The organism is Tepidibacter sp. Z1-5 (assembly GCF_037844525.1).
GTDB lineage: Bacteria > Bacillota > Clostridia > Peptostreptococcales > Peptostreptococcaceae > Tepidibacter_A.
In genome coordinates this window covers 54,815-79,759 of sequence record NZ_JBBMMD010000045.1, presented here as the reverse complement: position 1 = coordinate 79,759, position 24,945 = coordinate 54,815, and the positions used below count along the sequence as shown (strand labels likewise).

At 27.8% G+C, this 24,945-nt stretch carries 28 protein-coding genes, 1 pseudogene and 1 riboswitch; of the genes and pseudogenes, 16 read left to right on the top strand and 13 right to left on the bottom strand.

The window, feature by feature from the left end:
- The first annotated feature begins 211 nt into the window (after nt 1–211).
- Nucleotides 212–496 carry a hypothetical protein gene (locus WJW32_RS11050; RefSeq protein ID WP_340258265.1) on the top strand — a complete coding sequence of 95 codons (285 nt, stop codon included), beginning with the start codon at nt 212–214 and terminating at the stop codon, nt 494–496.
- A gap of 175 nt (nt 497–671) precedes the next feature.
- On the opposite strand, the gene WJW32_RS11045 is transcribed toward WJW32_RS11050, so the two are convergent.
- The gene (locus WJW32_RS11045; RefSeq protein WP_340258263.1) at nt 672–884 is read right to left on the bottom strand and encodes a DUF3955 domain-containing protein; all 213 of its coding nucleotides are present in this window, start codon (nt 882–884) and stop codon (nt 672–674) included.
- A gap of 377 nt (nt 885–1,261) precedes the next feature.
- On the opposite strand from WJW32_RS11045, the gene WJW32_RS11040 reads away from it, so the two are divergent.
- Nucleotides 1,262–1,789 (top strand): YehS family protein, encoded by a 528-nt coding sequence (locus tag WJW32_RS11040; RefSeq protein ID WP_340258261.1) that lies wholly within the window; start codon nt 1,262–1,264, stop codon nt 1,787–1,789.
- Nucleotides 1,790–1,972: 183 nt separating this feature from the next.
- Here the strand turns inward: WJW32_RS11040 and WJW32_RS11035 are convergent, their stop codons facing one another.
- Nucleotides 1,973–2,167, bottom strand: a complete 195-nt coding sequence (locus WJW32_RS11035) for a PspC domain-containing protein (protein ID WP_340258259.1) — start codon at nt 2,165–2,167, stop codon at nt 1,973–1,975.
- A gap of 354 nt (nt 2,168–2,521) precedes the next feature.
- Between WJW32_RS11035 and WJW32_RS11030 the strand changes: the two genes are divergently transcribed.
- A complete protein-coding gene (locus tag WJW32_RS11030) occupies nt 2,522–2,845 on the top strand; it encodes a hypothetical protein (RefSeq protein WP_340258257.1) in 324 nt (107 codons plus the stop codon).
- A 45-nt stretch (nt 2,846–2,890) separates the two neighbouring features.
- On the opposite strand, the gene WJW32_RS11025 is transcribed toward WJW32_RS11030, so the two are convergent.
- A complete protein-coding gene (locus tag WJW32_RS11025; protein WP_340258255.1) occupies nt 2,891–4,270 on the bottom strand; it encodes a sodium:solute symporter family protein in 1,380 nt (459 codons plus the stop codon).
- Nucleotides 4,271–4,473: 203 nt separating this feature from the next.
- On the opposite strand from WJW32_RS11025, the gene WJW32_RS11020 reads away from it, so the two are divergent.
- The 5 genes and pseudogenes from WJW32_RS11020 (at nt 4,474) to WJW32_RS11000 (ending at nt 7,551) form a co-directional block, all read left to right on the top strand.
- The gene (locus WJW32_RS11020) at nt 4,474–4,848 is read left to right on the top strand and encodes a hypothetical protein (RefSeq protein WP_340258253.1); all 375 of its coding nucleotides are present in this window, start codon (nt 4,474–4,476) and stop codon (nt 4,846–4,848) included.
- 62 nt (nt 4,849–4,910) lie between these two features.
- Entirely contained in the window at nt 4,911–5,897 is a 987-nt protein-coding gene (locus tag WJW32_RS11015) for a YiiG family protein (protein WP_340258251.1), read from the top strand.
- Nucleotides 5,898–5,926: 29 nt separating this feature from the next.
- Nucleotides 5,927–6,928 (top strand): YiiG family protein, encoded by a 1,002-nt coding sequence (locus tag WJW32_RS11010; protein ID WP_340258249.1) that lies wholly within the window; start codon nt 5,927–5,929, stop codon nt 6,926–6,928.
- 147 nt (nt 6,929–7,075) lie between these two features.
- A pseudogene (locus WJW32_RS11005) lies at nt 7,076–7,195 on the top strand (methyl-accepting chemotaxis protein); the annotation flags it as partial.
- Nucleotides 7,196–7,263: 68 nt separating this feature from the next.
- Entirely contained in the window at nt 7,264–7,551 is a 288-nt protein-coding gene (locus tag WJW32_RS11000; RefSeq protein WP_340258245.1) for a hypothetical protein, read from the top strand.
- Between the two features lie 36 nt (nt 7,552–7,587).
- On the opposite strand, the gene WJW32_RS10995 is transcribed toward WJW32_RS11000, so the two are convergent.
- Entirely contained in the window at nt 7,588–8,139 is a 552-nt protein-coding gene (locus WJW32_RS10995) for a hypothetical protein (protein WP_340258243.1), read from the bottom strand.
- Nucleotides 8,140–8,423: 284 nt separating this feature from the next.
- Here WJW32_RS10995 and WJW32_RS10990 point away from each other — a divergent pair, with 284 nt between their 5' ends.
- A complete protein-coding gene (locus tag WJW32_RS10990; RefSeq protein ID WP_340258241.1) occupies nt 8,424–9,320 on the top strand; it encodes an HD domain-containing protein in 897 nt (298 codons plus the stop codon).
- A 60-nt stretch (nt 9,321–9,380) separates the two neighbouring features.
- Here WJW32_RS10990 and queC read toward each other — a convergent pair whose 3' ends face one another.
- The 8 genes from queC to WJW32_RS10950 all read right to left on the bottom strand — a co-directional run bounded on the left by queC (nt 9,381) and on the right by WJW32_RS10950 (nt 16,566).
- Nucleotides 9,381–10,052, bottom strand: a complete 672-nt coding sequence (gene queC, locus WJW32_RS10985) for a 7-cyano-7-deazaguanine synthase QueC (RefSeq protein ID WP_340258239.1) — start codon at nt 10,050–10,052, stop codon at nt 9,381–9,383.
- A 20-nt stretch (nt 10,053–10,072) separates the two neighbouring features.
- Nucleotides 10,073–10,660, bottom strand: a complete 588-nt coding sequence (folE, locus tag WJW32_RS10980; protein ID WP_340258237.1) for a GTP cyclohydrolase I FolE — start codon at nt 10,658–10,660, stop codon at nt 10,073–10,075.
- A 5-nt stretch (nt 10,661–10,665) separates the two neighbouring features.
- Nucleotides 10,666–11,331 (bottom strand): putative 7-carboxy-7-deazaguanine synthase QueE, encoded by a 666-nt coding sequence (queE, locus tag WJW32_RS10975; RefSeq protein WP_340258235.1) that lies wholly within the window; start codon nt 11,329–11,331, stop codon nt 10,666–10,668.
- Nucleotide 11,332: 1 nt separating this feature from the next.
- On the bottom strand, nt 11,333–11,764 hold the full coding sequence (gene queD / locus WJW32_RS10970) for a 6-carboxytetrahydropterin synthase QueD (protein WP_340258233.1): 432 nt from the start codon (nt 11,762–11,764) through the stop codon (nt 11,333–11,335).
- 19 nt (nt 11,765–11,783) lie between these two features.
- Nucleotides 11,784–12,545 (bottom strand): acyl-CoA dehydratase activase, encoded by a 762-nt coding sequence (locus tag WJW32_RS10965; protein ID WP_340258231.1) that lies wholly within the window; start codon nt 12,543–12,545, stop codon nt 11,784–11,786.
- On the bottom strand, nt 12,546–13,544 hold the full coding sequence (locus WJW32_RS10960) for a 2-hydroxyacyl-CoA dehydratase family protein (protein ID WP_340258229.1): 999 nt from the start codon (nt 13,542–13,544) through the stop codon (nt 12,546–12,548).
- 226 nt (nt 13,545–13,770) lie between these two features.
- On the bottom strand, nt 13,771–15,750 hold the full coding sequence (locus WJW32_RS10955; protein ID WP_340258227.1) for a methyl-accepting chemotaxis protein: 1,980 nt from the start codon (nt 15,748–15,750) through the stop codon (nt 13,771–13,773).
- A gap of 537 nt (nt 15,751–16,287) precedes the next feature.
- Nucleotides 16,288–16,566 (bottom strand): hypothetical protein, encoded by a 279-nt coding sequence (locus tag WJW32_RS10950; RefSeq protein ID WP_340258225.1) that lies wholly within the window; start codon nt 16,564–16,566, stop codon nt 16,288–16,290.
- A 176-nt stretch (nt 16,567–16,742) separates the two neighbouring features.
- A riboswitch (FMN riboswitch) is annotated at nt 16,743–16,859 on the top strand.
- Nucleotides 16,860–17,146: 287 nt separating this feature from the next.
- Between WJW32_RS10950 and ribD the strand changes: the two genes are divergently transcribed.
- Genes ribD through WJW32_RS10925 form a run of 5 tightly spaced genes read left to right on the top strand, consistent with a single transcriptional unit; the run spans nt 17,147 to nt 21,272 of the window.
- Nucleotides 17,147–18,247 (top strand): bifunctional diaminohydroxyphosphoribosylaminopyrimidine deaminase/5-amino-6-(5-phosphoribosylamino)uracil reductase RibD, encoded by a 1,101-nt coding sequence (gene ribD / locus WJW32_RS10945; RefSeq protein ID WP_340258223.1) that lies wholly within the window; start codon nt 17,147–17,149, stop codon nt 18,245–18,247.
- Nucleotides 18,248–18,250: 3 nt separating this feature from the next.
- Entirely contained in the window at nt 18,251–18,901 is a 651-nt protein-coding gene (locus WJW32_RS10940) for a riboflavin synthase (protein ID WP_340258221.1), read from the top strand.
- A gap of 31 nt (nt 18,902–18,932) precedes the next feature.
- Entirely contained in the window at nt 18,933–20,141 is a 1,209-nt protein-coding gene (locus WJW32_RS10935) for a bifunctional 3,4-dihydroxy-2-butanone-4-phosphate synthase/GTP cyclohydrolase II (RefSeq protein ID WP_340258219.1), read from the top strand.
- A 1-nt stretch (nt 20,142) separates the two neighbouring features.
- Nucleotides 20,143–20,610, top strand: coding sequence for a 6,7-dimethyl-8-ribityllumazine synthase (ribH, locus tag WJW32_RS10930; protein WP_340258217.1), 468 nt, complete (start codon nt 20,143–20,145; stop codon nt 20,608–20,610).
- Nucleotides 20,611–20,618: 8 nt separating this feature from the next.
- Complete coding sequence (locus WJW32_RS10925) at nt 20,619–21,272, top strand: HAD family hydrolase (RefSeq protein WP_340258215.1); 654 nt, start codon at nt 20,619–20,621, stop codon at nt 21,270–21,272.
- 38 nt (nt 21,273–21,310) lie between these two features.
- On the opposite strand, the gene WJW32_RS10920 is transcribed toward WJW32_RS10925, so the two are convergent.
- Nucleotides 21,311–22,414 (bottom strand): GerAB/ArcD/ProY family transporter, encoded by a 1,104-nt coding sequence (locus WJW32_RS10920; protein WP_340258213.1) that lies wholly within the window; start codon nt 22,412–22,414, stop codon nt 21,311–21,313.
- Nucleotides 22,415–22,731: 317 nt separating this feature from the next.
- On the opposite strand from WJW32_RS10920, the gene WJW32_RS10915 reads away from it, so the two are divergent.
- Both WJW32_RS10915 and WJW32_RS10910 read left to right on the top strand, forming a co-directional pair.
- Entirely contained in the window at nt 22,732–24,303 is a 1,572-nt protein-coding gene (locus WJW32_RS10915) for an ABC transporter substrate-binding protein (protein ID WP_340258211.1), read from the top strand.
- 37 nt (nt 24,304–24,340) lie between these two features.
- The gene (locus WJW32_RS10910) at nt 24,341–24,940 is read left to right on the top strand and encodes a DUF6305 family protein (protein WP_340258209.1); all 600 of its coding nucleotides are present in this window, start codon (nt 24,341–24,343) and stop codon (nt 24,938–24,940) included.
- The last annotated feature ends 5 nt before the right edge of the window (nt 24,941–24,945 follow it).

The window sequence follows — 24,945 nt, the reverse complement described above, 5'->3', positions numbered from 1 at the left end:
CCAACATATGAAAACCTCCTTTATAAAAGTTTTGGATTAACTTTAGGTTTTCACATTTGTTGGAGTTTTATTATTTTAAAATTTAACTAGCACAATAGGTTAATTTAGGATAAGTTTTAATAAAAATTTAAGTATATTACAATCTAAATAATGTCAATAATATTTCTATAATAGATTTCTTATATTTAATTGTTCAAAAGGGGGACTTATAGTGAATATTAATTTAGATAATATAGAAAAAAATGAACAGACTAATCAGTATATTAAAAAATACAATTTAAAAATTAAAGAAATAATAAAATTATTTAATTTTGAAAATATGATTATTTATTCTGATGAAAATGAACGATTCAAGTTTTTGCAAGAAGGTATGTATATAACACAGGATAATAAAATTATGAAACGTCATAAAACAGAGTATATTGAAGAATTAATAGCATTTTTGATTTTTAGAGAAGATAATAGTATTGAACTAGATTTAACTTCTATAGCATAAAAACAATATAGAAGATGCAGTAACTGAGGTTTTAGTGTTATATTAATAGATAAAAATTATACAAAAAAGCAAAAACTTTATTATAAAGTCTTTGCTTTTTCTTATTTATTAAATCATTAATAAACAAGTTGTATTGTATTTTTACATATTATTATCTTGGCTTAAACTTTTAAATTTATTTAGACTTATTAGATTTTTTAGAGTTGTGAAAGAATGATACTATACTTGAGATAATGCCAATAAGTATGAATAAGTGACCTATTGGTATTAAAAAAAATGATTCCACAAGAGTACCGTCTGGAGCAACTTCATACCCGATGATGTTATAGATGATGAAGCAACCTAATCCTAAAATAAATGGTATTAAAATTAAAAGATTTTTTTTCATTAAAATTCCTCCTAGTTAATTAATTTCACATTACTAATGTATTTAACCACATCTGTTATTATAAATATTATAATACATATAAATTTATCGTTTGTCAATAAAAATTAAAAACGATTCAATATAAATTTGTTGTTTGGATTTTGAAGTGAATCAAATGAAGCTTGGGATTTTATAGTCAAAATACATTAGAATAAAAAAATTGATAAATGTAAGGACTTTGAAAATAGGATAAGAGTAGTTAAAAAATCAGAGGAAAGATATGATTTTATCTTTAGTTTTAAAGAGGAGAGAGTATTAGAACTCTTAGTTTCGGATAAATAAAAAAATATTATGTTATAATGATAGTGTAAGTTAAAAAGCTTTAGGAGGCTAATATATTGAATAATAATGAAATATTAATTAGATTAAGAGATGCTTTAGATATAAAAAATACAGATATGGTAGAGATATTTAAGCTTGGTGGCATTGAACTAACAAGTGAAGAAGTGAACATGATGCTCATAGAAGAAAAAGACAGTGAGCATAACGAAGTTGATAATAATCAGGATATAGAAGAAAAGAAAGCTAATTTAGAATGCAATAATTATTCATTAGAGTCATTTTTAAATGGGTTGATCATATTTAAAAGAGGAGAACCAGATCCAATACCGGGAAAACCTAAAAATCCACCACTATCTATAATGAGTAGTAAAAGTGTTAATAATGTTATGCTTAAAAAGTTAAAAATTGCATTATCACTAACAGCTGAGGATATGATTGATATATTTGAAGAAGCAGGCGTTATTGTAACAAAAGGAGAATTAAGTCCTTTATTTAGAAAAGAAGGACATAAGCATTATAAAAAGTGTAGTGATATTTTCGCTATAAACTTCTTAGATGGATTAGCTATAAAAAATCGAATATAACGTCTATTCAAACATAAGATGCTATGATTACAGTAAAAGGAGCTAATGTGAAAATATTAGCTCCTTTTATTGTTACCAAAATGTTACCTTAAATTTTGAAAACAATAGTATTATATAATCATATTAAAAGATGATTAAGAATTATTTCAAAGAGAAAGGATGATATAAATGAAATTTTCTAAATCAATAATTTGGATCATTAGGTATTATTAGTCCACATACAATGTATCCCAAAATACCACTACCACCTGCAAGTATAAATAGTACCCATATCAATCTAACCATTGTAGAGTCTATATCAAAATATTCAGCTATTCCACCACATATACCTGATATTTTTCTGTCTTTTATTGATTTATAAAGCTTCTTTTGAGTCATAAAATCACCTCTTATATATTTTTTGTTATTGTACTTGCTACTTATCCTAATAATAACTTATTCTGTATCAGTTCTATAATTTACAATTTTATTACAAGTATTATATAGTCTTGAAACATATTAATTGTATTATAAATGATAAAGAAAAAATTTTAAGTTAATTTTAAGAATTAATTAAGATTATCATAAAAAACTATATTTATAATAGATCTAAAATCAAAAAGATTTGCAAATATTTTTTATAAGGAATAGGAAATTGTATTTCTATTTAAAAAATAAAGTTAGTAGATGAAATACATTATGATGAAGAAAATAAACCTATGACATATTATTTAAGATATGTTAGAAATAATAATGGATACATATTTAAATTATATACCTTATGGAGAAAATGAAAAATTTAATGAAACAAAGCTTGTATATAATTATAAATCAAAAAATAATGCATATGCATTGGATGCCAAAACTTCAAAAATGATAAGTGGTAAATATAATAATGAAAAAACTAAAGATATAAGTGATTTTAAAAAACAAGATATATTTAAGAATGCTAAAAGTACAGTTAAATTAAAAAAAGAATTAACTAAAGAAGAAGCAACTAAATTAATAAAGAAAAATATAAAAGAAAAGTATAATATAGATGCTGAGCTAAATAATTCAGAAATAAAACCTTACTAATAGAAAAAATACGGTGTATGTTTTAAAAAAAGAAACTCCATCAAATCAAGAATTTGAGAGAGTTTCTTTTGATTTTTTTAGAGATAAAAAAAGTACTATTAAACTTGTAGCTAACGATATATAAATTGAACTAAATTTTTCAAATCCTAACAAAATCCACACTATAGCAGCGACTGGCCCTGCTATTACTGAATAAAAGCCACCTTTAGGATTTATATTATCTTTAAAAAACATTGCTGCAGTAACAGGAACGAATATTGGTGCTGCTCTAAACACCATAGAAATAAATCCCCAGTCAAGTATCATTGAATCGTCATTATTTATCACTATAAAAAAAGTTAACAATCCTATTAATACTATTAATACTCTTAAAACAAAAATTTGTTTTTTGTCACTCGCATTTTTATTGATTAGTTCTATATAAATATCACGAGTAAACATAGTTGCTATACCTAATGTAAGTCCAGCACCTGTAGCTATTGATGAAATAAGCACTGTGGCTATAGAAACACCACCTAGTATAGGATTTAAGTAATTCATTAAAAATAAAGGGAATGCTTCACTTGGAGCAATATTAGGATAATGAATTTTCATATACATACCTATAATTGTACAAATAATACCTATTGGAAGTACTAAAAAAGCTACTAAGTAAGCACTATATTTAGAAACTGTACTATTTTTACCAGCCATGATTGATTGAAAATATGTTTGTGTTGATAGCACTCCTACAATTGTTGAAATTACTGATCCTAAATCAGAAAATATACCATCACTGAATAAATTAAACCATGGCTCATTTGGAAAAAATGACCTTATCTCACTAATACCATTGAATTTAAATATAACAATAGCTCCACAAATTATGCTTGTTCCATATAAAAGTACGGTTTTAACAGCACCTACCATAGTACCTCCCCAGAATCCTCCAAATACTACATATATAACAAGAAGAGCAACTACTATAAATGCAGTTTTTAGAGTATTAATTCCAAAAATTGTACTAAACAATGCCATACAGGCTATTATTTGACCATTTATGTGTATAAACATACCTAATGATAATAAAATGCTTGAGACAGTTCTTGTATTTTTACCATAAGTATCTCCAATAATCTGAGGTATTGTTTCATTAGCCTTCTTATCTACCTGCTTTGAGTAAATTAACCCTAATAATATACTTGCAACTGAAAGACCTACAATAAACCAGATAGCAACAAAACCACGTCTATATGCCATCTGTGCAGTACCAACAGTAGAGGCGCCTCCGATTATAGAGCCCATAAGCATACTTGTAACTCCGACTATACCTAATTTGTTTCCTGCTGAAATAAAGTCTTTTGAATTCTTAACCTTAATTTTTCCTAAATACCCTGCTAATGCTGTAATAATTAAGGTAAGAACAGCACTAATTATTAAAATCATTCCCTCATCTCCCTGTATTAACAATATATGTATCTGTTGTTCATAAATTTCAATTTATAGTTTAATTATACACCTAACATAAAAAATTAAAATTATGAGATAGAACAATATTGAGATATTTCAAAAAACAGTAAATAAGTCCCATTGAGATGAAGGGTATTATAGAATAATATGTAATAAAATGTAAAGAGGAAGGTGTACTTATGTCTAAAAAAATAGAAAACATTGATGATGCTACAAAAATAATAAATACGGTTTCAAGTTCTTTTATAGCATTAGCAATATTACAGTTAGTTATATTAGTTATATTTCTTGGGAATTATTACGCTATTTTAGATGTTATTATAATTATAGTAATAGCTTCCCTGTTAAAAAAATTCAAAAATATTACGTTTGCTATTATAATGTTTTTGATTAGCTTAGCTTCATTAGTATCTACAGTAATGAATAGAATAGGATTATCAGAAGGTGGACAAAACATATATTTGACAGTAATTATGGTACTTATGAGTGTTAAGGCTATTAGAGCTACTTGGTTTATTAGAAAAGCTAAGAAAGAAGAAAAATTAAATATTTAAATGTAATAAAAGTCTAAAAAATTAAAATTTAATTAGTTTGACAGATAAAAGGAGGAAATATTATGATTAAAAAAAATGTATCATATATTTTAATTTGTGTGATTATGTGTACTCTTTTAAGTGCTTGTAGTGTTTCTGAGACTTTACAAGGATCTAGTTCAAAAATTGATACTGAAAAATACAATTCTTATATAACTTTAAGTAATTACATGACTGGGTGGTTAGATCAAGGTCTAACTATTTATTTTAAAGAGTTTGGAATTGAAGAGAAAATCCAAATTGACAAAAATTTTGATAGTTTTCAGACAATGCCTATTCTACAAGGACATAAAGATGACGTAGAAACATGTATTGAATATGCTTCAAAGAAACCTTCTTTTGGTGCTACGGATAATTCTGTAAAGGCATTGTGTCCAAAACTTAAAGAATTAATGAATACTTTAAATGAAATACAAAATTATTATAGTACAAAATCTTTTGTAGATGATGATTTTGCTAAGGGAAAAGAACTACATAAACAACTATATACTCAGTATAATGAATATGTTGCTTTAGCTGAAACATTTTTCTCTGAGCTTAGCGTTATAACAGAACAAAAAAATAAGGAAGATTTAGAGAATTTAAAGAAAAGTGATTATATGATAAGATATCATGCTATGAGTATTGTAATGAGAGCACAAGATATACAAACAGCATTTTATGAAGCGGAAGTTAATGATACCAATATTCTAGATTTTGATGTTAATGAATATAAAGAAAAATACGATTTGTTAACAGAAGATATTAATAAGTTTATAGAATATTCAAAGGATAAAGAAAGAATAAAAAAAGAAGGTTTAGAAGCTAATGTATTTATAGGAAAATTCGAGGGTGATATTGAAAGAATGAAGGTTACAGCTACAGACATTATGGAAATTTTAAAGACAAAAGATACAAGTATAAATAGTGATACAAAAGGAAAAGTAACAACTGGAGGAATAAATGCTCCTTTACACACTTTTAACACAAAACTTTCTGCTGTAATTGATTCTTATAACAATATGAATTAATATAATCTCTATACTAGGAGGGTAACTTTGTGATAAAAAGAAATTTTTTCATTATAATGATATTCATAATTGTTTGTAGTTTATTGACTTCGTGTGGATCTATTGAAGATGTATATAACAATATCAATGAAGAAATATCTGAAAAAAAGAACTTGATATCAAATGATTCGGGGTCTTTAGAAAACCAAAAATATGTTGCTTATATTTCTCTAAATAATTTTATTACAGGAAATTTAGAAAAATCTTTGGACTATTATTTTGATAAGTTTGGAGATACTGAGGAAATTAAAGTTGATAAAAATTCTAATCTCCAAAATGGAATTTCTTTACAACTAAATAAGAAAGAGCTAGAGGAAAACTTAAAATATGCTTCAAAGAATCCTTCTCTTGATAAAATTGATAAATGTGTAAAAGAATTGGATCCAAAGTTAAAAGAACTGATAGATTTGATAGATCAAGCTGATTCATATTATAAATTAAAGTCCTATATGGATGATGATTTTGTTAAAGGTAAATCATTACATAAAAAAATATACTTAAAATATAATGAGTTTAAACCTTTGGCAGAAAAATTCTCTTCTGATTTTGAAGGTGCTTTTTTGAAAAAAAGTAAGAAAGATTTAGAAAACTTTAAAAAAAATGATTATATGATAAAATACTATGCTTTAAGCGTTATATTAAGATCTAAAGATTTGGAAGCTGAACTAAATAATCAAGGTATTACTTATGAAAACGTATCAGATTTGGATATTGATAAGTTTAAAGAAAAATATAATTTGCTAGTTGAAGACACTAATAAATTTCTGGAATATTCAAAGGACTCAGATAGAATCAAGAAAGAAAAGCTTGATCCAAATTTTGAATATGCAAATGTATTTAAATACAGAATAACAGATGTTAAAGCAGCTGCTACTGATATTTTGACAAGAGCACAAAAAGGAAATAAAAACAACAATAAGGATTATGGAACTCCAGAATATTATAGTAAGAAAATTAGAGAGGCAGTGTATGAGTATATTAATATAAAGTAAAAATAGTATTTGAAAAACAGTGGGGATATATATTTAATGCGTTGGTTGAGAAGATATAAATTTTCTCAACCAACGCATTTTATTTTATATTGAAAAACAATATATGGTAAAAAAGCACCGATTAGACAAATTTTGAAACAAAATTACAATGATAGTGCAGAAAAAATTGAAAAAGCAAGTCAGATGATTAAAAGCATAGCTGACCAAACTAATTTATTAGCACTTAATGCAGCTATAGAGGCAGCAAGAGCAGGAGAATCAGCAAAACAGGATATGCAGTGAATGCGATGCAGGAAGTAGGCAAAATTGTAGAATCATAAACACACAGTGTAGAGATGACTAATCAAAAATTTGAAGGAATTGCAATTGCTATTGAAAAAATGAAGAAAGCAATAGACATTATCAATGAATCAGGTCATGAAATGGAAACTAAAAAAGATCAGATTATTGAAATTATAGAGAGTCTTTCGGCTATCTCTGATGAAAATGCAGCAGTAACAGAGGAAGTTTCTGCATCAGTTGAAGAGCAGACTGCTTCTATGGAGCAAATTACGAATGCTAGTGAAACATTGGCTAAATTAGCAGAAGAAATGCAAAGTAGTATTTCTAAGTTTAGGTTATAGGGATTAAGAATATATTTTTTTGTACTACCTATTAAATTATAATTTAATAGTTCCCCAAATACCTGCTAACGTGGCTCCGAATATATTAAATATTAAATCTAAATTAGTATCTACTAGACTATGTTGATTTTTAGTTTTAAATACAATATCTAAGATAAATTCTAAATTTTCTAAAAGAACTCCAATGCTAGTTCCTATGCATACTAAAAGAATAAAATTAAAGATTTTAGATTTAGAAAAAAACTCAATACTTAAATCTAACATCGAATAACAGAACAACGTAAGTGAGAAAGTTCCAAATATATGTAAGCCTTTGTCAAACCAATTAGTAGTCTGATAAAGGTTGAAGTATTGACCAAATAAGCTATGTAGTATAGCTGTTATAATTACTAATATTTTTATATGAATTTTTATTACTACTTTTTTTTTGTTTTCGAAATAAATAAAAAATATATAACTAACATATATTACTATTAAATTAAATATACAATCATATTCATTTCTAATTGAAAATCCAATTAATGTTAAAATCATAATTATTGAAAAAGAAATGGTTAAAAATCTTGAAATGTTATTATTTTTTATCATAAAATACCTTTCTATTTTTATTATTTGTAGTTTATTATTTCTTTTTCTTGATATTTAATTATAAAATATAGAAATTTTATTTAAATAAGTTATGTTTTCTCATACTACACATATAGGACGTTGTTCACTTGTGAATTTAAAAACCTAGAGGAAACAGAATATTATGAAGAAGGAGAAACAGTACTTATGGAGTAATATTCACTTTATAAGGATAAAAAAAATATATAGTGAAAAAATAAAAGTATAAAGGGGATTTTAGAATTTGTCACAGAAAGGAAGAAATTATGAAAAGTATTTTTGTTAAAGATATAAAAGATAATGAAAGTTTTAAGTCAAGTTTTATGATAATAAAGAAGCTTGCCAGAAAAGATGGTAGCCTTGTTGCTTTTATTGGAGATAAAACAGGGGATGTAAAGGCTTATATTCCAGATAGTAAGGATGTTTTAGAAGTAGGAGATGTAATTTTAGTTAAAGCGATCAAAGATGGTACTCTTAATGTAAAGGAATTTAATAAGGAAAAGATATTTAATATAGAAGATTTTCTTCCTAGTGTTGAAAGACCTATTACAGATATTATGGATGAAATACATAGGATATCTGAAGAGGAATTTAAGAGTGAAGAGTGCAGAGCCTTAGATGAATATTTTTTCAATGATAATATCTTCCTAGAAAAATTCAAGAAAGGTATTGGAGGTCTAAGTCAGCATCATAATTATTTAGGAGGTCTTGCAGAGCATACCTTGAATTCCATGTATTTGGCAAAGATAATGACACATAGATATAATTGTAGATATAAAGAAATAGCAATTCTCGGAGCTAAGCTACATGATATTGGAAAAATTGAAGAATATAAAATCGATGGTCCTTTTTCTGTAACAATGCGTGGAGATATGGAAGGTCATATAGTTATGGGAGTTACTATGTTAGAAGATGCTTTTCGCTGTGGAGGAGATATTTATAGTGAAGATTTTAAAATGAGAATTAAAAGCTGTATAATTCAGCATCATGGTAAACTTGAATATGGATCTCCTAAAGTACCAAAAACAGAGGAAGCATTTATAGTACATTATGCAGATTATGTTGATGCAATGTTAAATAAAATACAGCAGGTGAGAGATATTACAGAACCTAGTAATTGGTCAGAATATGATAGAAGAATTGGAACAAAACTATATATGTAAATAAAAAAGTTCGCAGAGATATCTGTGAACTTTTTTCTCGTTGGTTACATGAGCCATGAGTTAGCGTGAAGCGAATTTTTTAAACTCTAAATATCCATTTTTTCTTAACTTACATGCAGGGCAATCTCTGCATCCATTTCCTTTAATTCCATTATAGCAAGTTAAAGTTTCGTTTTTAACTATATCAAGTACACCTAAATCGTCTGCCATTTTCCAAGTTTCAGCTTTATCAATCCACATTAATGGAGTATGAATTACAAATTGAAAATCCATAGATAGATTCAATGTAACATTTAAAGATTTTATGAATATATCTCTACAATCTGGATATCCACTAAAGTCACTTTGAGATACACCAGTTATAATATGATTTGCACCTTTTTGTTTTGCAAATATTGCAACGAAAGATAAAAATAATAAGTTTCTTCCATCTACAAATGAATTTGGAGTACCTTGTGTAGGAGAATCTTTATCTACCTCTATATCTGTTCTTGTTAAAGAATTTGGTGCTAATTGATTTAATAAATTTAAATCTAGACAATGATGTTCTACATTATATTTTTTACAGATATCCTTGGCACATTCTAACTCTAATTTATGCTTTTGACCATAATCAAATGATACTGCAATAACTTCTTTAAATCTTTTCTTTGCCCAGAATAAACAAGTAGTACTGTCTTGACCTCCACTAAATACTACTACAGCTTTTTCTTTATTTACTTCTATATTCATATAATATACCTTACCTTTCGCTATTTATATATTATCATCAGGTTGTTTTGTAAAGTTGGGTCAGTTTTAAATCGTCCTCTTAATGTAGTTGTGATTGTTTGTGCATTAGTTTTCTTTATTCCTCTAGTTGACATACATCCATGTTCGCCTTCAATAATAACTGCTACATCATCAGAATCAGTTATCATCTGTATAATTTCAGCTATATCTGTTCCTATTCTTTCTTGTAGTTGTAATCTACGCCCAACAAGATCAGCAATTCTAGCAATTTTACTAAGGCCAATTACTTTATCTTTTGGAATATATGCAACTGCCACTTTCATATTGTACATTAAAGCTAGATGGTGTTCGCAGTGACTAAAAATTTCAATATTCTTCATAAAAACAATATCTTTATTATCCTCGTGTATACTCAAATCATCTTCAAATGTTTTACCAAACATTTCTGCAATTTCTTGATTGGTATAAGCTTGTCCTTTAAATACTTCTTCATACATCTGGGCAACTCGTTTAGGAGTATCTTTTAGACCTTCTCTATCTGGATTTTCGCCTAAAGCTATTAAAATTCCTCGTATATGCTTTTCAATTTCTTTTAAATTGATATCCATTAGATTTATACACCTCTTTCATTAGGATCCCATATTATTTTGTGAAGCTGTACCTGTAAAGTAACTTTATTCATATTGTGTTTTTGCATAAATTCAACAATATCAGCCATATGAATCTTATCAAATACTGGACTTATATATACATTAGTTTTATTCACTAAATCATATTTATCTATTATATATTTGGCTTTTTCTAAATCCTCAGTACTACCTGAAACAAATTTAACTGTATCATTCTTAGTTAAGTATTTAAAATTATCAACTAACATTTTATTTTCCATATTACTTGAAGGTAGTTTATAATCCATTGTAAATCTAGGTGGATTTTTTATATTTGTAAATTCTTTTAAAGATACACTACCATTTGTTTCTATTTCAACTATAAGATCATCATCTTTTGATAATAGATTTAATAATTCTATAAGGTTATTTTGAAGTAGAGGTTCACCACCTGTTAATGTAACGTTTTTAACTTTAGTTGATTTTATATATTCGTATATTTCTTGTTCATTCATTAATTCGTAGTCAACACTTTCTTCGTTAGCCCATTTTGTATCACAATAACTGCAGTCTAAATTACACCCTGCAAATCTTATGAATAGAGCTAATTGACCAGATAAACGACCTTCTCCATTAACACTTACGAACTTTTCAACTACTTTAAAATCCATACTATTTCACCTCACATTTTTCATAAGTGGCACTATTAGTAGGAGTTTCATAAACAGTAGCCCTTTTTACATTGTATCCTTTGTCTTCCATGTAGTTAAAGAAAAAGAATGAGAAGTTTTCTGCTGTTGGTCTAAATTTAACTTCTAATATCCTGAATCCATCTTGTGATAGACATTTTAAGGTTTCTTTTCTCATAGTGTTTTCTTGTATGATTAAGGCATGATCATAGTAATCAACTATTTCTTTAACATCTTTTTTTAAATCTCCAAAATCTATTACCATACCATCTAACTGTCCACCATTAACTAATGATTCTGATTGTACTTCTATTTCTACTCTCCATCTATGACCGTGAATATTACTACATTTTCCTTCGTAATTTGCAAGAAAATGAGCACTATCGAAACTGTGTTCTGCTTTTAAAATATACATTAATGTCGTCCTCCTAAATTTACTTTACGAACTTGCTACCATAATAGCAGCATCCGATTGCTCCATTGAATTGAGGTTCTTTAACTGATATGATTTCGTCATAATCTTTCTTTAAATATTCCTTTATGGCAATGTTATTAGCAACTCCACCAGTTAAAACTAATTTTCTTCCTTTAAACTTTGTTAAAAGGGGATTTAATCTTTTATATAATGAATGATTAACTCCTGCACATAAACTTTCTATGTTAACACCTTCAGCTATTTTTCCTATTAATTCAGATTCAGAGAATACTGCACATGTTGCATTAAGCTCTACTGGATTCTCATATTCTTTACTCATATCATCAATAGATATTTCAAGTACATTTGCCATATTTTCTAAATATCTACCACATGAAGCAGCACATTTTTCATTGAGTTCTAAATCTGTTGTAATTCCTTTTTCAACTTTAACAACTTTAACATCTTGTCCACCTATATCTAGAAGTATAAAATCCTTTAAGTCTGTTTGATAGAATCCACCATAAACATGAGCTTTTATCTCATTTATAGGTGTGAATTTATTTAAGTCAGTATTGTTTCTGCCATATCCTGTAGATACAGCTATATCAATATCATCTATATTTAATTTATTTAAATCTACTGTAACTTTACCATCATAGTTACAGTAGTCTCTATAAAACGACATTGTACTAATTTTTTGTTTTTTTATTATTTTATTGTCTTCCATTACAGCAATTTTAACTTCTCGGCTTCCAAGATCTATGCCTAAAATTCTCATTTACTTTTCCTCCTTTAAATCTAATAACATATCAAGAAAAGCTTCAATTCTAAGTTTTGTTCTTGCATCTAGAGTATTTAACTTATCTCCTTCTATATTAAGGATAGGAATATCTAGCTTTTGTTTTAAGACAATATCTTCAACTGCTCTATAACAAAAAGCTTGAGTATAATGGATTATTCCATCTAATTTTCTTTCGCTAATCTGATTTTTCAACTCCATAATTCTAAACTCAGTATCATATGGATATGTGTAATCATAATACTGATTATATATATTTGTAGCTTTATCTGCTCTTGGAAAAGCAAATTCTCTTTGAACCTCGTTATATACAAAGGAGGCATTAAAATTTTCAACAAATTCGTATATATCACCAGTCATAGGAGGAACCCCAAGATATCCTAATCTAAGTTTTTTATTTATAGGTTGTCTTTTTTTTATCTTAAAAATAACATCTTTAAGTTTAGATTCGAAATTATCAATATCTCCATTTAAATCACTTAAACTTACTTGATATAAGTGGTTTTCGAAACCACTTGCTTTACTATCTATATATGTTAACTCATCAATTTCCTTAGCTAAGTTTCTAACTTTATTTAATTTAGTTCTTACTTTTTCAACTTCTTGCAGATTTACATTGAAAATATCCATGAACTTATCTAGTTCTATTTTTACATCTTCTTTTTTATGGCTGTGAGGAAATGAAAAGGGGTATACTGTAATACCTCTGAGTTCTAATACCTCTATAAGAGCTTTTGTATTAGAACAGTCACCTTCCATAACTCCAATTATTTCTTTTATATTATTCTCTATACAAGCTCCATAAATTCCTTTTATCCAGGCACACATGCTTTTAGGAAAACCATCTCTTTCTGCTATATCAATATAATGTGAATAGTCTTTAGAAGTTATAAAGAGATTATTTAAATCTATTGGTGTATATCCTGCTGCTATAAGTACTTCTACAGGAACTGTAGTTGTTAAACCTATTTTTTTCACTATCTTAATCCTCCTTATGTTTAAAAAAGGACACAAAAAAAGGGCATAACTGCCCCATAAACAAAAAAACTACCTTTAATGGTAATTTGTCCTAGTTTTGTTTATAGACAGGATGGTTACGAACTGTCTTAAATTATTATATAGATTATAATACCATTTTAAAGAGAAAATTGAAAGGATATATATTTGGCAAATAATATCCCCCTAGAAATAGGGGGTGATATTGTTATTTTTCAACTCTAAACTTATCTGTTTGTTTTTTTAAAACTTGAGACATTGAATTTAATTCGTCTATACTTGCACCTATTTCTTCAAAGGTACTTACTTGTTCTTCTATAAATGAATTTATTTCTTCAGAAGCAAGTGCATTATCTTGTGTTGTTTTCGCTATTTCGTCAATAGCTTTTGTCATATCATTAGAAATTTCAGATTCTTGTTTTGCTAAATTAGAAATCATATGAATTTTATCAGTTGTACTTTGTATAGAATCTAAAATGTTTTCAAATAAACTATTTGTATTAGTTGCTTTTTGAACGCTAATTGTTACAAATTCTTGACCTTCTTTTATTGAAATATCAGCATTGTTTGTTTTTTTCTGAACTTCTTGTATTAACAAGCTGATGTTTTCAGCAGATGTTTTACTTTCTTCAGCTAGCTTTCGAACTTCGTCAGCTACTATAGCAAAACCTCTACCTTGTTCACCGGCTCTTGCTGCTTCAATAGCTGCATTTAAAGCCAATAGATTCGTTTGCTCTGAAATTGATGTTATTATAGAAACTATTTCATCTATTTGATCAGATGAAATTTTAAGATCTTTTATAATTGCATAAACTTCATTTGTAGAATTTTTTGCTTCGTTAATACTTTCAACAACTTCTTTTATACTTTCTGAACCAAGTTGAGCAGATTCTAAAATGTTTTTACTACTTTTAGATGCAATTTCAGTTTCGTCATAAATAACTTGAGAACTAGTAGCCAGTTCTTCGATACTTGCTGCAGCTTCTTCTACAACACTAGCATTATTTTGAATACTAGAAGAAATATTATTCATTTCGATTGCAATACTTTCTATACCTTGATTTGCTTCTTCTATAGCCAGTGATACTTGATTAGATGATTCACCTAATATATTAGCATTAGATTTTGTTTGAGATATTAAAACTTGTATCTTATCAATAAATGAATTAAAGTATTGAGCTAATTCGCCTATCTCATCTTTAGTTGTCACTTCAAGTCTTTGAGTTAAATCTCCTTCACCTTCAGATATATCCTTAAGCATATTAGTAGTTTTTATTATTGGTTTTGTTATTAAAATTGAAATATATACACCGAATAATACAGCTACTACAATACTAGTAATAATACTTATAATAATTATAGCTTCTATATTTTTTACACTTTTTTGTGTTGATTTCTTAATATTCATATTTAATTCTTCAAGTAATGGCTCAAATTTGTGAATTGTATCTCTGTACTCACCTCGTAATCCATCACTACTAGTTAATCCTATTTCTTTATTGACAGAATGTATTTGATTAATTGTATCTTCATAATTGTTTATAAGTGCTGTTAAACTTGAATCATTAGATAAGGATTTTGTTTTAGATAGTGTTGATAATATTTCATTAAAATATTTTTCGTTTTTTGTTGAGAAGTATTCTTGTTCTTCCATGTAAACTTTTAACATTGAAAACTTTAGTTCATTATTTAATTGTAAATTCGCTATTTTATTTTTTGTATTCTCTAATTCTCCAATCAATCCATATTCTTCAAAGCCTACAGTATTACTTTTAGATGCTGCTTGTAAAAACATGTTGCGATAAGAATTTACCAATTTTTCCATCTCTTGAATTTGATTAGAATATTCTTGATTTGAATATATTTCTTTATATTTTTTTATTTTTTGTATTTGTTCTTGTAGATTACTGAAATTCGAGTTGAATTTATCGATGTATTTACTTTCTCCTGTTTCAAAAAATTGTGGATTAGTTAGTTCTCTTAATAAAAAGTCTTTTTCATTTTTTCTTAGTTCTAAGACAAGTGTATATAGATTATCATTGTCTAAAAGCAAATTAATTTTAGAATTACTAATGTCTTTTATAAAAACAAATGAGGTTGTTCCTATAAACAAGAAAAGGATTATCATTACTAAAAATGCTGAAAATAATTTCTGCCTTATTTTCCAATCTTTAAATTTTAATATCATGATTAGTACCTCCAATAATAATTATTTTTTTGTATACGGTAAAATAGTATTAGTTCCATAATGTGATTATTTTTAATTATATAGTCATTTTTTGTTATTTACAACTTAGAATTGTTGTAAAAATATTCCGAACCTAATTATGGAAATTAAAACAAAAGATCGTATATGGCGAAATATTAGGAAAAGGCTATTAGTAGATAACTAATAGATTTAAGATAATATTACATACAAGAAATTATATAGGTTTATACTTGTGGTATTTTGATAAAATAACTGTATTTCCACTATTTTCAAACGATAGAGAAGTAAGAATTATTGTGGGATGAACTTATGTAAATTTTAAGAAGTGAGCTTGTAGGAGAGAGAGCTTATTAGTAAGCAGAAAGCGAATATTATCTAAAAGTTAAATTTCTCAAGATTTATAATTTTAAGGTATATATAGAAACTTAATGGTTTCTCGATCAGCTTACCAAAAATGGAAATTACAGAACTAAAAATTCAGATGGAGTAATAATTCCATCTGAATTAAGTTTCACTTTATCTTTTATCGATGTTATAATCAGTATGGTCATTTCCATAATAATGAAGGTCACTAGTTATTCTTATTGTATGTCTATCTTTATTGTGTTTGATTTTCACATTTTCAAATCTACCGTCATCTTGTACATCAACTAAGTACTGTTGAATTAAATCATCTGCAATATCATCACTTACATTATTATATACTTTGAAAAATTCTCTTTCTGAAATTTCAAGTGTTAAATCGTATGTTTCATCTTCTCTTTTATTTCTCATTTCTTTTATATCAGTAAACATAGCCTTCCTCCTAAGTTTTAGATTGAAAATTTTAATTAATATATTTATAAAAAAGTTTCCTATATTTAAATTATAACCATTTATGATTTAAAAATTTATTAAACGGATAAAAAAATATAAACATATAGGTTGTTATTGACAAAAATAATTTTGTATGTTAAATTTAAAAAAACTAAATAAATCTTCAGGGCAGGGTGAAATTCCCGACCGGTGGTATAGTCCACGAACCACAATGTGGTTGACTTGGTGAGATTCCAAGACCGACAGTAAAGTCTGGATGGGAGAAGATAAATTAATAAAATAATATAATGCTATTATTTAGGTATTATAAACAAATGAATTTATAATTTGTTTATAATATTAACTAAAGAATTGAAATAGCAATTATTTTAAGCAGCTAAAGTCTGTAAAGACTCGTTGGCGGCATAAGTACATTTTTATTAATTAGATTGTAAGCTCTGAAGATATATATCTTCAGAGCTTTTTTAATATAAGGAAAGTATTAATTTTATGTATTTAGATAACTATAGTAATATGAGTTAGAATAGTGAGAATTTTAAGGATAAGATGAGGTGATTATGTGGACAGTAAGTATATGAAAAGAGCTATTGAATTAGCACTTAAAGGAAAAGGATATACTAGTCCTAATCCTTTAGTAGGTGCTGTTATTGTAAAAGAAGGTAGAATTATTGGTCAAGGGTATCATGAACACTATGGAAAAGCTCATGCAGAAGTAAATGCTGTTAATAATGCTTGTGAGGATGTTACAGGAGCAACAATGTACGTAACATTAGAGCCATGTTCTCACTTTGGAAAAACACCTCCATGTGCACAACTACTTATAGATAAGAAAATAAAGAAAGTTATTATAGGAATGATGGACCCTAATCCAATAGTAGCAGGAAGAGGTATAAAACTTTTAAGAGAAAATCGAATAGAAGTTACTGTAGGCGTTTTAGAAGAAGAAGTAAAAAAAATGAATGAAATATTTATTAAATATATATCGAAAAAATTGCCATTTTGTATTTTAAAAACTGCCATGACATTAGATGGTAAAATTGCAACAAGTACAGGAGATTCAAAGTGGATTACTAATGAAAAATCACGAGAATATGTTCATGAAATAAGACATCAAGTTTCAGGAATAATGGTGGGTATAGGAACTGTCTTAGCAGATAATCCTTCATTAACGACTAGATTAGAAGATAAAGAAGGTGTTGATCCCGTTAGAATTATAGTAGATACAAAAGGAAGAATACCTTTAGAATCAAAAGTTTTAAATATTAATTCAAAATCAAAAACGATTATTGCGACAACTGAAAAGGCTGATAAAAATAAGCTTAAATTGATTAAAGAAAAAAAAGCAGAAATAATTATTACTCCACTAAAGAACAACCAAGTAGATTTAGGGTATCTGATTCAAAAACTTGGAGAAATGAAGATTGATAGTATTTTAATAGAAGGTGGCTCTACTTTAAACTATAGTATCTTAAATGAAGGATATGTAGATAAGGTAATCTCATTTATTGCACCAAAGATTATAGGTGGAGAGAATGCCAAAACTCCAGTGGGCGGTGTAGGAATAGAGTATATTAAAAATGCTATAGAATTAGAAAGCTTTGAAGTAAAAATGTTTGAACAAGATATTATGATTGAAGGCTACTTAAGAAAGGAAGAATAAAGTATGTTTACTGGATTAATAGAAGAAATAGGAACTGTACATACTATTAAAAAAGGATTAAAGTCAGCCCAGATTACAATAGGTGCAAGTAAAATAATGAATGATGTTAAATTAGGGGATAGTATTAGTACAAATGGTGTTTGTCTGACTGTTGTCGAGTTTACAAAAAATTCATTTACGGTTGATGTTATGCCTGAAACTATTAGAAGAAGTAATTTAAAAGATTTAAAGCATGGTAGTTTAGTGAATTTAGAACGAGCTTTGAAGGTTAATGATAGATTAGGTGGACATATTGTTTCTGGACATATAGATGATGTAGGTAAGATAAAGAAAATAGAAGAAGAAGATAATGCTACTTGGGTTTCTATTGAGGCTCCGCCAAATATATTGAAATATGTAATAGAAAAAGGTTCTATAGCAATTGATGGTACCAGCCTAACGGTAGCTTATGCTGGGTTAGATGTTTTTAAAGTTTCAATAATACCACTAACAAAAGAAGAGACTACTTTACTTGGCAAAAAAGTTGGAGATGAAGTGAACTTAGAGTGTGACATGATGGGCAAGTATATTGAAAGGCTATTAGAATTTAAAGAAGATGAAAAAAAGAAAAGCAATATAGATTTAAATTTCTTAACAAGAAATGGATTCATGTAAAGTGAAACTTAAAAATAGGGGTGAGTTATAAATGAAATTTAACACTATAGAAGAAGCGATAGAAGATATTAAAAATGGAAAGATGATAGTTGTAGTTGATGATGAAGATCGTGAGAATGAAGGAGATCTTTTAATGGCAGCTGAGAAAGCTACACCAGAAGCAATCAACTTTATGGCAAAGTTCGGTAGAGGACTTATTTGTGCTCCTATGTCTAAAGAAAGATTAAGTGAACTAAATATTCATTCTATGGTATCTAATAATACTGATCCAAAAGAAACTGCTTTTACAGTTTCTGTAGATGCAACAAGTACAACAACAGGAATATCTGCTAAAGAAAGAGCAATGACAATTCAAAAACTGGTAGATAATAAAGCTTGTTCAAAAGATTTCACAAGACCAGGGCATATTTTTCCATTAGTAGCTAAAAAAGGTGGAGTACTTAAAAGAGCTGGTCATACTGAAGCGGCAGTAGATATAGCTAAACTTGCGGGTCTATATCCAGCAGGAGTAATTTGTGAAATTATGAATGAAGATGGAACAATGGCAAGAGTTCCTGAATTAGTTGAATACACAAAAAAACATAATCTAAAGTTAATAACAATAGCAGATTTAATTGCATATAGAAGAAAAAACGAACTTTTAGTAGAAAGAGTTACTAAAGCTAACTTACCTACAAAGTATGGAAACTTTGAAATGGTTGGATATATTAACAAATTGAATGGAGAGCATCATATTGCACTAGTAAAAGGTAATGTTGATGACAAAGAACCAGTACTTGTTAGAGTTCATTCAGAATGTCTTACTGGAGATGCTTTTGGATCTTTAAGATGCGATTGTGGTGATCAATATGCAGAAGCTATGAAAAAAATTGAAAAAGAAGGAAGAGGAGTTTTATTATACATGCGTCAAGAAGGGCGTGGTATTGGATTAATCAATAAAATAAAGGCTTATGCTTTACAAGATGAAGGAATGGATACTGTAGAAGCTAATCTGTCATTAGGATTTCCTGATGATCTTAGAGATTATGGAATAGGTGCTCAGATATTATGTGATTTAGGTATCAAAGAAGTAAAGCTTATGACTAATAACCCTAAGAAAATATCTAGTCTTTCTGGGTATGGTATAGAAATAGTAGAAAGAGTTCCAATACAGATGAATCACAATGAAAAAAATGAATTTTATTTAAAGACAAAAAAAAATAAAATGGGACATATTCTAAAATTTGAGGAGGAAAAATAATATGAGAATTTATGAAGGAAAATTAGTTGCAAAAGAGCAGAAGTTTGGAATAATTGTTGGTAGGTTCAATGAATTTATTGGAGGTAAGTTATTATCGGGTGCTTTAGATGGGCTAAAAAGACATGGGGTTGATGAAGAAAATATTGAGATTGCATGGGTTCCAGGTGCTTTTGAGATACCACTTGTTGCTAAAAAGATGGCTAAATCAAAAAAATATGATGGGGTTATATGTTTAGGAGCAGTTATTAGAGGTGCAACTCCACATTTTGATTATGTTTCAAGTGAAGTAACTAAAGGAATTGCAAGTGTTTCATTAGATACAGAAATACCAGTAGTGTTTGGTGTTCTTACTACAGATAATATTGAGCAAGCAATTGAAAGAGCTGGAACAAAGGCAGGAAATAAAGGATATGAAGCTGCTGTAACTGCAATTGAAATGGCAAACTTACTAACAGATTTAGAAGGGTAAGAATTAATATGTTTGAAAACATAAAAACTATTTTTTTTGATTATGATGGAACATTGCACAAAAGTATAAAAATATATGCTCCAGCATTTAGAAAAGCATATCAGTATTTAGTTGATAATGAATTTGCAAAAGATAGAAAGTGGTCTGATGATGAAATATCATATTGGTTAGGATTCAGCAGTAAAGATATGTGGAAAGAATTTATGCCAGACTTAGATGAGGATATAAGAAATAAAGCAAGTAAAATTATAGGTAAAGAAATGCTCGATCAGCTATCTGATGGTCAAGCAGAATTATACGATGGAGCAATAGAAGTGCTGCAGTATTTAAAAGAGAAAAAATATAAACTAGTATTTGTAAGTAATTGTGGAATATACTATAGAGATATGGCTAGAAGGTTATTTGATTTAGATAATTACTTTGAAGAAATGGTATGCTCTGAGGAATATGACTACATTCCCAAATATGAAATAGTCAAGATAATAAAAAATAAGTATCCAGATGAAATGGTTATTATAGGAGATCGTATTCAGGATATTGAAGCTGGAATAAAAAATAAAATAAATACTATTGCATGTAATTTTGGTTATGGTAGTAAGGATGAACTTAGTAGTGCCGACTATGAAATATCTAATATATTTGAGTTGATGAAAGTTTTATAAAAATTACATCGTGTTCAAAGTTAGAAGGCGTTGAAAATTCAACGCTTTTTAAATTCGTGTTTGGAATTTTTATTTTTTATTTCTGCAATAAGCCAGATTATTATAGGTAAAAACACTTGAAATGGTGAAACGAAATAAAGCCATATATCTGTTTGGAATTCGTAATAATGCATAACGTTTTCATATTGAAAAAAACTTAGATTTATTGCTAGTAAGGTAATCGGTGTTATAATAAACCTATAATCTGAGAAATTAAATATTTTCATAATTCCTTTGCAAACACATAGGAGCAATACTCCTATTTTAATAAAACCACCTAATAAAAATGTCGTAGATATAATTACTTCTATGCTATTAAGTAGAGTTCCAATATTTATTAAAGATACAGCTGTATAGGCAGCATAATATCTTCTACCTGATGAATCTACTCCTAGTACTAAAAGACTAATTAAAGATACTAAGAATAATATTATCCCTCCTACAATTAATCCTGTAACATATATTTTGTAAGGGGATTGCTTTTCCTTATTAAAACATGAAAAAACAATAGAAAAAGCTAGTATCTGGCTAAAAGGAAATGAAAGTGAATTAAGTGCTCCTTCAAAGATAGAGCTAAATCCACTACCGAATATAGGAAATATATTGTTTATATTCATTCTTGAGATTGCTGAAATCGCTAAAATAAATAAAACAACAACAGGGATTATAAGAAAAAAATCACTCCATCTACCTAGAACTTCAATTCCTTGTTTTGCTCCCCAACCACATAAGATTAATAAGAACATCATTGGTATAATCATAGGTGTTTCCTTAAGGCTAACTGAAAATATAAAATTTCCATAATTATTAGTAACATCTGAACACCAGTAAAATAAGAAACAAGTTAATATTATTATGATTATTTTTCCAATGAATTTGCCAAAGCAAATTTCAATAATATCGTATAAATCTTTATCGGGGAAAATAGAATGAAGTCGTGAGTATATAAGTGCCATCGGTAACGCCATAAATATTGCTAAAATAATAGCTAACCACAAATCTTGTTTAGCTTCTGAGCCCATTATAAAAACAGAAGATGATCCTATAATAAATAAAACTATAAGAGAAATACCTTGTTTATCAGAAACAACTTCTTTGTTCATCAGTCTACTCCCTTTACATTGATAATGTTAATAAATTACAAAATAAAATAGAACACCTAAATATAGTATATCCTAATCAAACTGTATTTATAATTTTAAAAAAATTATTAAGTATTGCTATTAAAAAGATTGCATAATATAAAGTGAAACTTAATTCAGATGGAGTTCTTATCTCCAGCCTTAAGAGGGCCAAGTATTAGAACTCTTAGCCTTCGGATAAATACAAAAATATGATAAACTAATGTATATAAGGTAGTGACAAGGGGGCGAGTATAATAAAATTAAAAAAACATATTGTAATTATTGGAATAGTAGTAATGGTAGCTTTAATTATTAGTATTAATTTTGCAAAAAAACTATCAACAGGAGAAATTTTAAATTCTCAAAAAAACAAAAAGCTTACTATAGCAAGAGCTAGTGATTCTATTAGTTTAGACCCTGCGATAACAACGGATATGGAATCTTTTAAGGTTTGTGTAAATATATATGATACATTAGTTAAATACGAAAAAAATGGGGATGAGATAGTTCCATCTCTTGCTGAAAGCTGGAAAACCAGTGAAGATGGTCTTAGATGGGTATTTAAGTTAAGAAAAAATGTTAAGTTTCACGATGGAACAGACTTTAATGCTCATGCTGCTGTATTTAATTTTGAAAGATGGAAGAATGGGGACAATCCATATCATATAGGTTCTTTTAGTTATTGGAGCTATAATTTTGGTCAGTTTCCTGGATTGATAAAGAGTGTAACAGCTCTTTCTGATTATTCACTTGAGATAGTTTTAAATGAACCGTATTCTCCTTTTTTAAGTACTCTTACTATGCCTGCATTTGGGATTGCAAGTCCAGATTCTATAATGAAGTATAATGAAAACTTTAAGGAACATCCTATTGGAACGGGACCATTTGAATTTGAGTATTGGGATAAAGGAAATGAAATAGTATTAAAGAAAAACCAAAATTACTGGGGAAATATTGCAAAGTTAGATGAAGTGGTTTTTAGTGTCGTTCAGTCAAGTGAAAAAAGATTGAAACTTCTTGAAGAAGGCAAGAGCGATATTGCAGATAATTTAACATCTAACGAAGTTGATAGAATAAATAAAAATCCAGATTTAGATTTATATTTAAAAAGTTTTTTTAATATAGGGTATTTGGCTATGAACAATCAAAAAAAGCCTTTTGATAATAAAAATGTAAGAGATGCAGTAGGACACTTAATTGATAAAGATAAAATGGTTAAAGATGTATTTAATGATTTTGCAAGGCCTGCAAATTCATTTGTTCCGCCTATAATTTGGTCATATAATGAAGATATTAAGTCTTTAGATTATAATATAGATACGGCGAGAAAATTACTTAAAGAAGCTGGGTATGAAAATGGATTCGATACAACTCTTTGGGTTATGGAGGCTCCTAGAGCATACTTTCCTGATACAATACGAATAGCTAAGTTCATACAAGCGAGTCTTTTGAAGGCAAATATTAGAGTTGAAATTATTACTTATTCATGGGATGAATATATTGAAAAAATCAAAGAAGGCAAGCATGACTTAGCTCTTATAGGGTGGACGGGAGACCATATTGATCCAGACAATTTTTTATATACATTCTTTTCATCGGATAACAGAAAAACTGAACTTACTAGCAATTATTCATTTTATAAAAATAAAGAGGTTGATAAACTATTAAAACAAGCTCGTCAAGCTACGGATAGGGAGTTTAGAAAGAATATTTATAGAAAATTACAGGAAATTATTAATGAAGATACTCCTGCTATACCGCTTGTTCATACTATGCCAATAATGGGTGCATCTAAAAAAGTAAAAGGATACACTCCACATCTTACTGGAGAAGAAACATTAGAAGATGTTTATTTAATATCTGACTAGTTATTTTTTTGAAGATGTCTAACGTTTGGAGGAAATCATGAAATCTAATATATTAAAATTTATAGTGTTCATAGTTATATTAATAATTCTTGCTGTAATTTCGAATACTTCTAAAATCCAAGTAAATGATGACAGATATGAGTTGCCTTCTCTTCCTAGACCTATAGCAAAGGACAAGGTCTTGATAACTTCTGCTGGGCAAAGTACGGATACTTATATTGTAAAAGATATTGCAAATAAGCTTATGATTCATAATTTTTTTATGCCTCAAGCGAAGGATGTAGATCTTGAAGGAATTAATACAGTTGTATTCGTAGTAGGATATAGTGCTATTGGCGAAAATTTACATGATTTAACATATGAAGAAGAGAAAAAACGTATAGATGATTTGATTCAAAAGCTTAGATATAAAGAGATAACTATAATAACTATATTTATTGGTGATAGAGATAATAAAAATAAAAAAACAGATGAATTTTTGGATTTAACGTGTAAATATTCTGACTATGTAATAGGAACTCAAAATAATAATAACAATAGATCTTTGGTAGAACTTGCAAAAAAGTATAAATTTCCTCTTACAATAGTTGAGGATGTAACTGGTTTATCAGAGCCTTTTGCATCAGCATTTAGGTAGGGAGC

Bases quoted from the DNA above. Each gene is read 5' to 3' on its own strand.
- WJW32_RS10925 (WP_340258215.1), top strand. From the start codon at position 20,619: ATGTTTGAAAACATAAAAACTATTTTTTTTGATTATGATGGAACATTG.
- queE (WP_340258235.1), bottom strand. From the start codon at position 11,331: ATGGATTTTAAAGTAGTTGAAAAGTTCGTAAGTGTTAATGGAGAAGGT.
- WJW32_RS10955 (WP_340258227.1), bottom strand. From the start codon at position 15,750: ATGATATTAAAATTTAAAGATTGGAAAATAAGGCAGAAATTATTTTCA.
- WJW32_RS10935 (WP_340258219.1), top strand. From the start codon at position 18,933: ATGAAATTTAACACTATAGAAGAAGCGATAGAAGATATTAAAAATGGA.
- WJW32_RS10940 (WP_340258221.1), top strand. From the start codon at position 18,251: ATGTTTACTGGATTAATAGAAGAAATAGGAACTGTACATACTATTAAA.
- WJW32_RS10915 (WP_340258211.1), top strand. From the start codon at position 22,732: ATGGTAGCTTTAATTATTAGTATTAATTTTGCAAAAAAACTATCAACA.
- WJW32_RS10995 (WP_340258243.1), bottom strand. From the start codon at position 8,139: ATGATAAAAAATAATAACATTTCAAGATTTTTAACCATTTCTTTTTCA.
- WJW32_RS10920 (WP_340258213.1), bottom strand. From the start codon at position 22,414: ATGAACAAAGAAGTTGTTTCTGATAAACAAGGTATTTCTCTTATAGTT.
- WJW32_RS11000 (WP_340258245.1), top strand. From the start codon at position 7,264: ATGACTAATCAAAAATTTGAAGGAATTGCAATTGCTATTGAAAAAATG.
- queC (WP_340258239.1), bottom strand. From the start codon at position 10,052: ATGAATATAGAAGTAAATAAAGAAAAAGCTGTAGTAGTATTTAGTGGA.
- WJW32_RS11045 (WP_340258263.1), bottom strand. From the start codon at position 884: ATGAAAAAAAATCTTTTAATTTTAATACCATTTATTTTAGGATTAGGT.
- WJW32_RS11020 (WP_340258253.1), top strand. From the start codon at position 4,474: ATGTCTAAAAAAATAGAAAACATTGATGATGCTACAAAAATAATAAAT.
- ribH (WP_340258217.1), top strand. From the start codon at position 20,143: ATGAGAATTTATGAAGGAAAATTAGTTGCAAAAGAGCAGAAGTTTGGA.
- WJW32_RS10965 (WP_340258231.1), bottom strand. From the start codon at position 12,545: ATGAGAATTTTAGGCATAGATCTTGGAAGCCGAGAAGTTAAAATTGCT.
- WJW32_RS10910 (WP_340258209.1), top strand. From the start codon at position 24,341: ATGAAATCTAATATATTAAAATTTATAGTGTTCATAGTTATATTAATA.
- WJW32_RS11015 (WP_340258251.1), top strand. From the start codon at position 4,911: ATGATTAAAAAAAATGTATCATATATTTTAATTTGTGTGATTATGTGT.
- queD (WP_340258233.1), bottom strand. From the start codon at position 11,764: ATGTATATTTTAAAAGCAGAACACAGTTTCGATAGTGCTCATTTTCTT.
- WJW32_RS11035 (WP_340258259.1), bottom strand. From the start codon at position 2,167: ATGACTCAAAAGAAGCTTTATAAATCAATAAAAGACAGAAAAATATCA.
- WJW32_RS11025 (WP_340258255.1), bottom strand. From the start codon at position 4,270: ATGATTTTAATAATTAGTGCTGTTCTTACCTTAATTATTACAGCATTA.
- WJW32_RS10990 (WP_340258241.1), top strand. From the start codon at position 8,424: ATGAAAAGTATTTTTGTTAAAGATATAAAAGATAATGAAAGTTTTAAG.
- folE (WP_340258237.1), bottom strand. From the start codon at position 10,660: ATGGATATCAATTTAAAAGAAATTGAAAAGCATATACGAGGAATTTTA.
- WJW32_RS10950 (WP_340258225.1), bottom strand. From the start codon at position 16,566: ATGTTTACTGATATAAAAGAAATGAGAAATAAAAGAGAAGATGAAACA.
- WJW32_RS11030 (WP_340258257.1), top strand. From the start codon at position 2,522: ATGGATACATATTTAAATTATATACCTTATGGAGAAAATGAAAAATTT.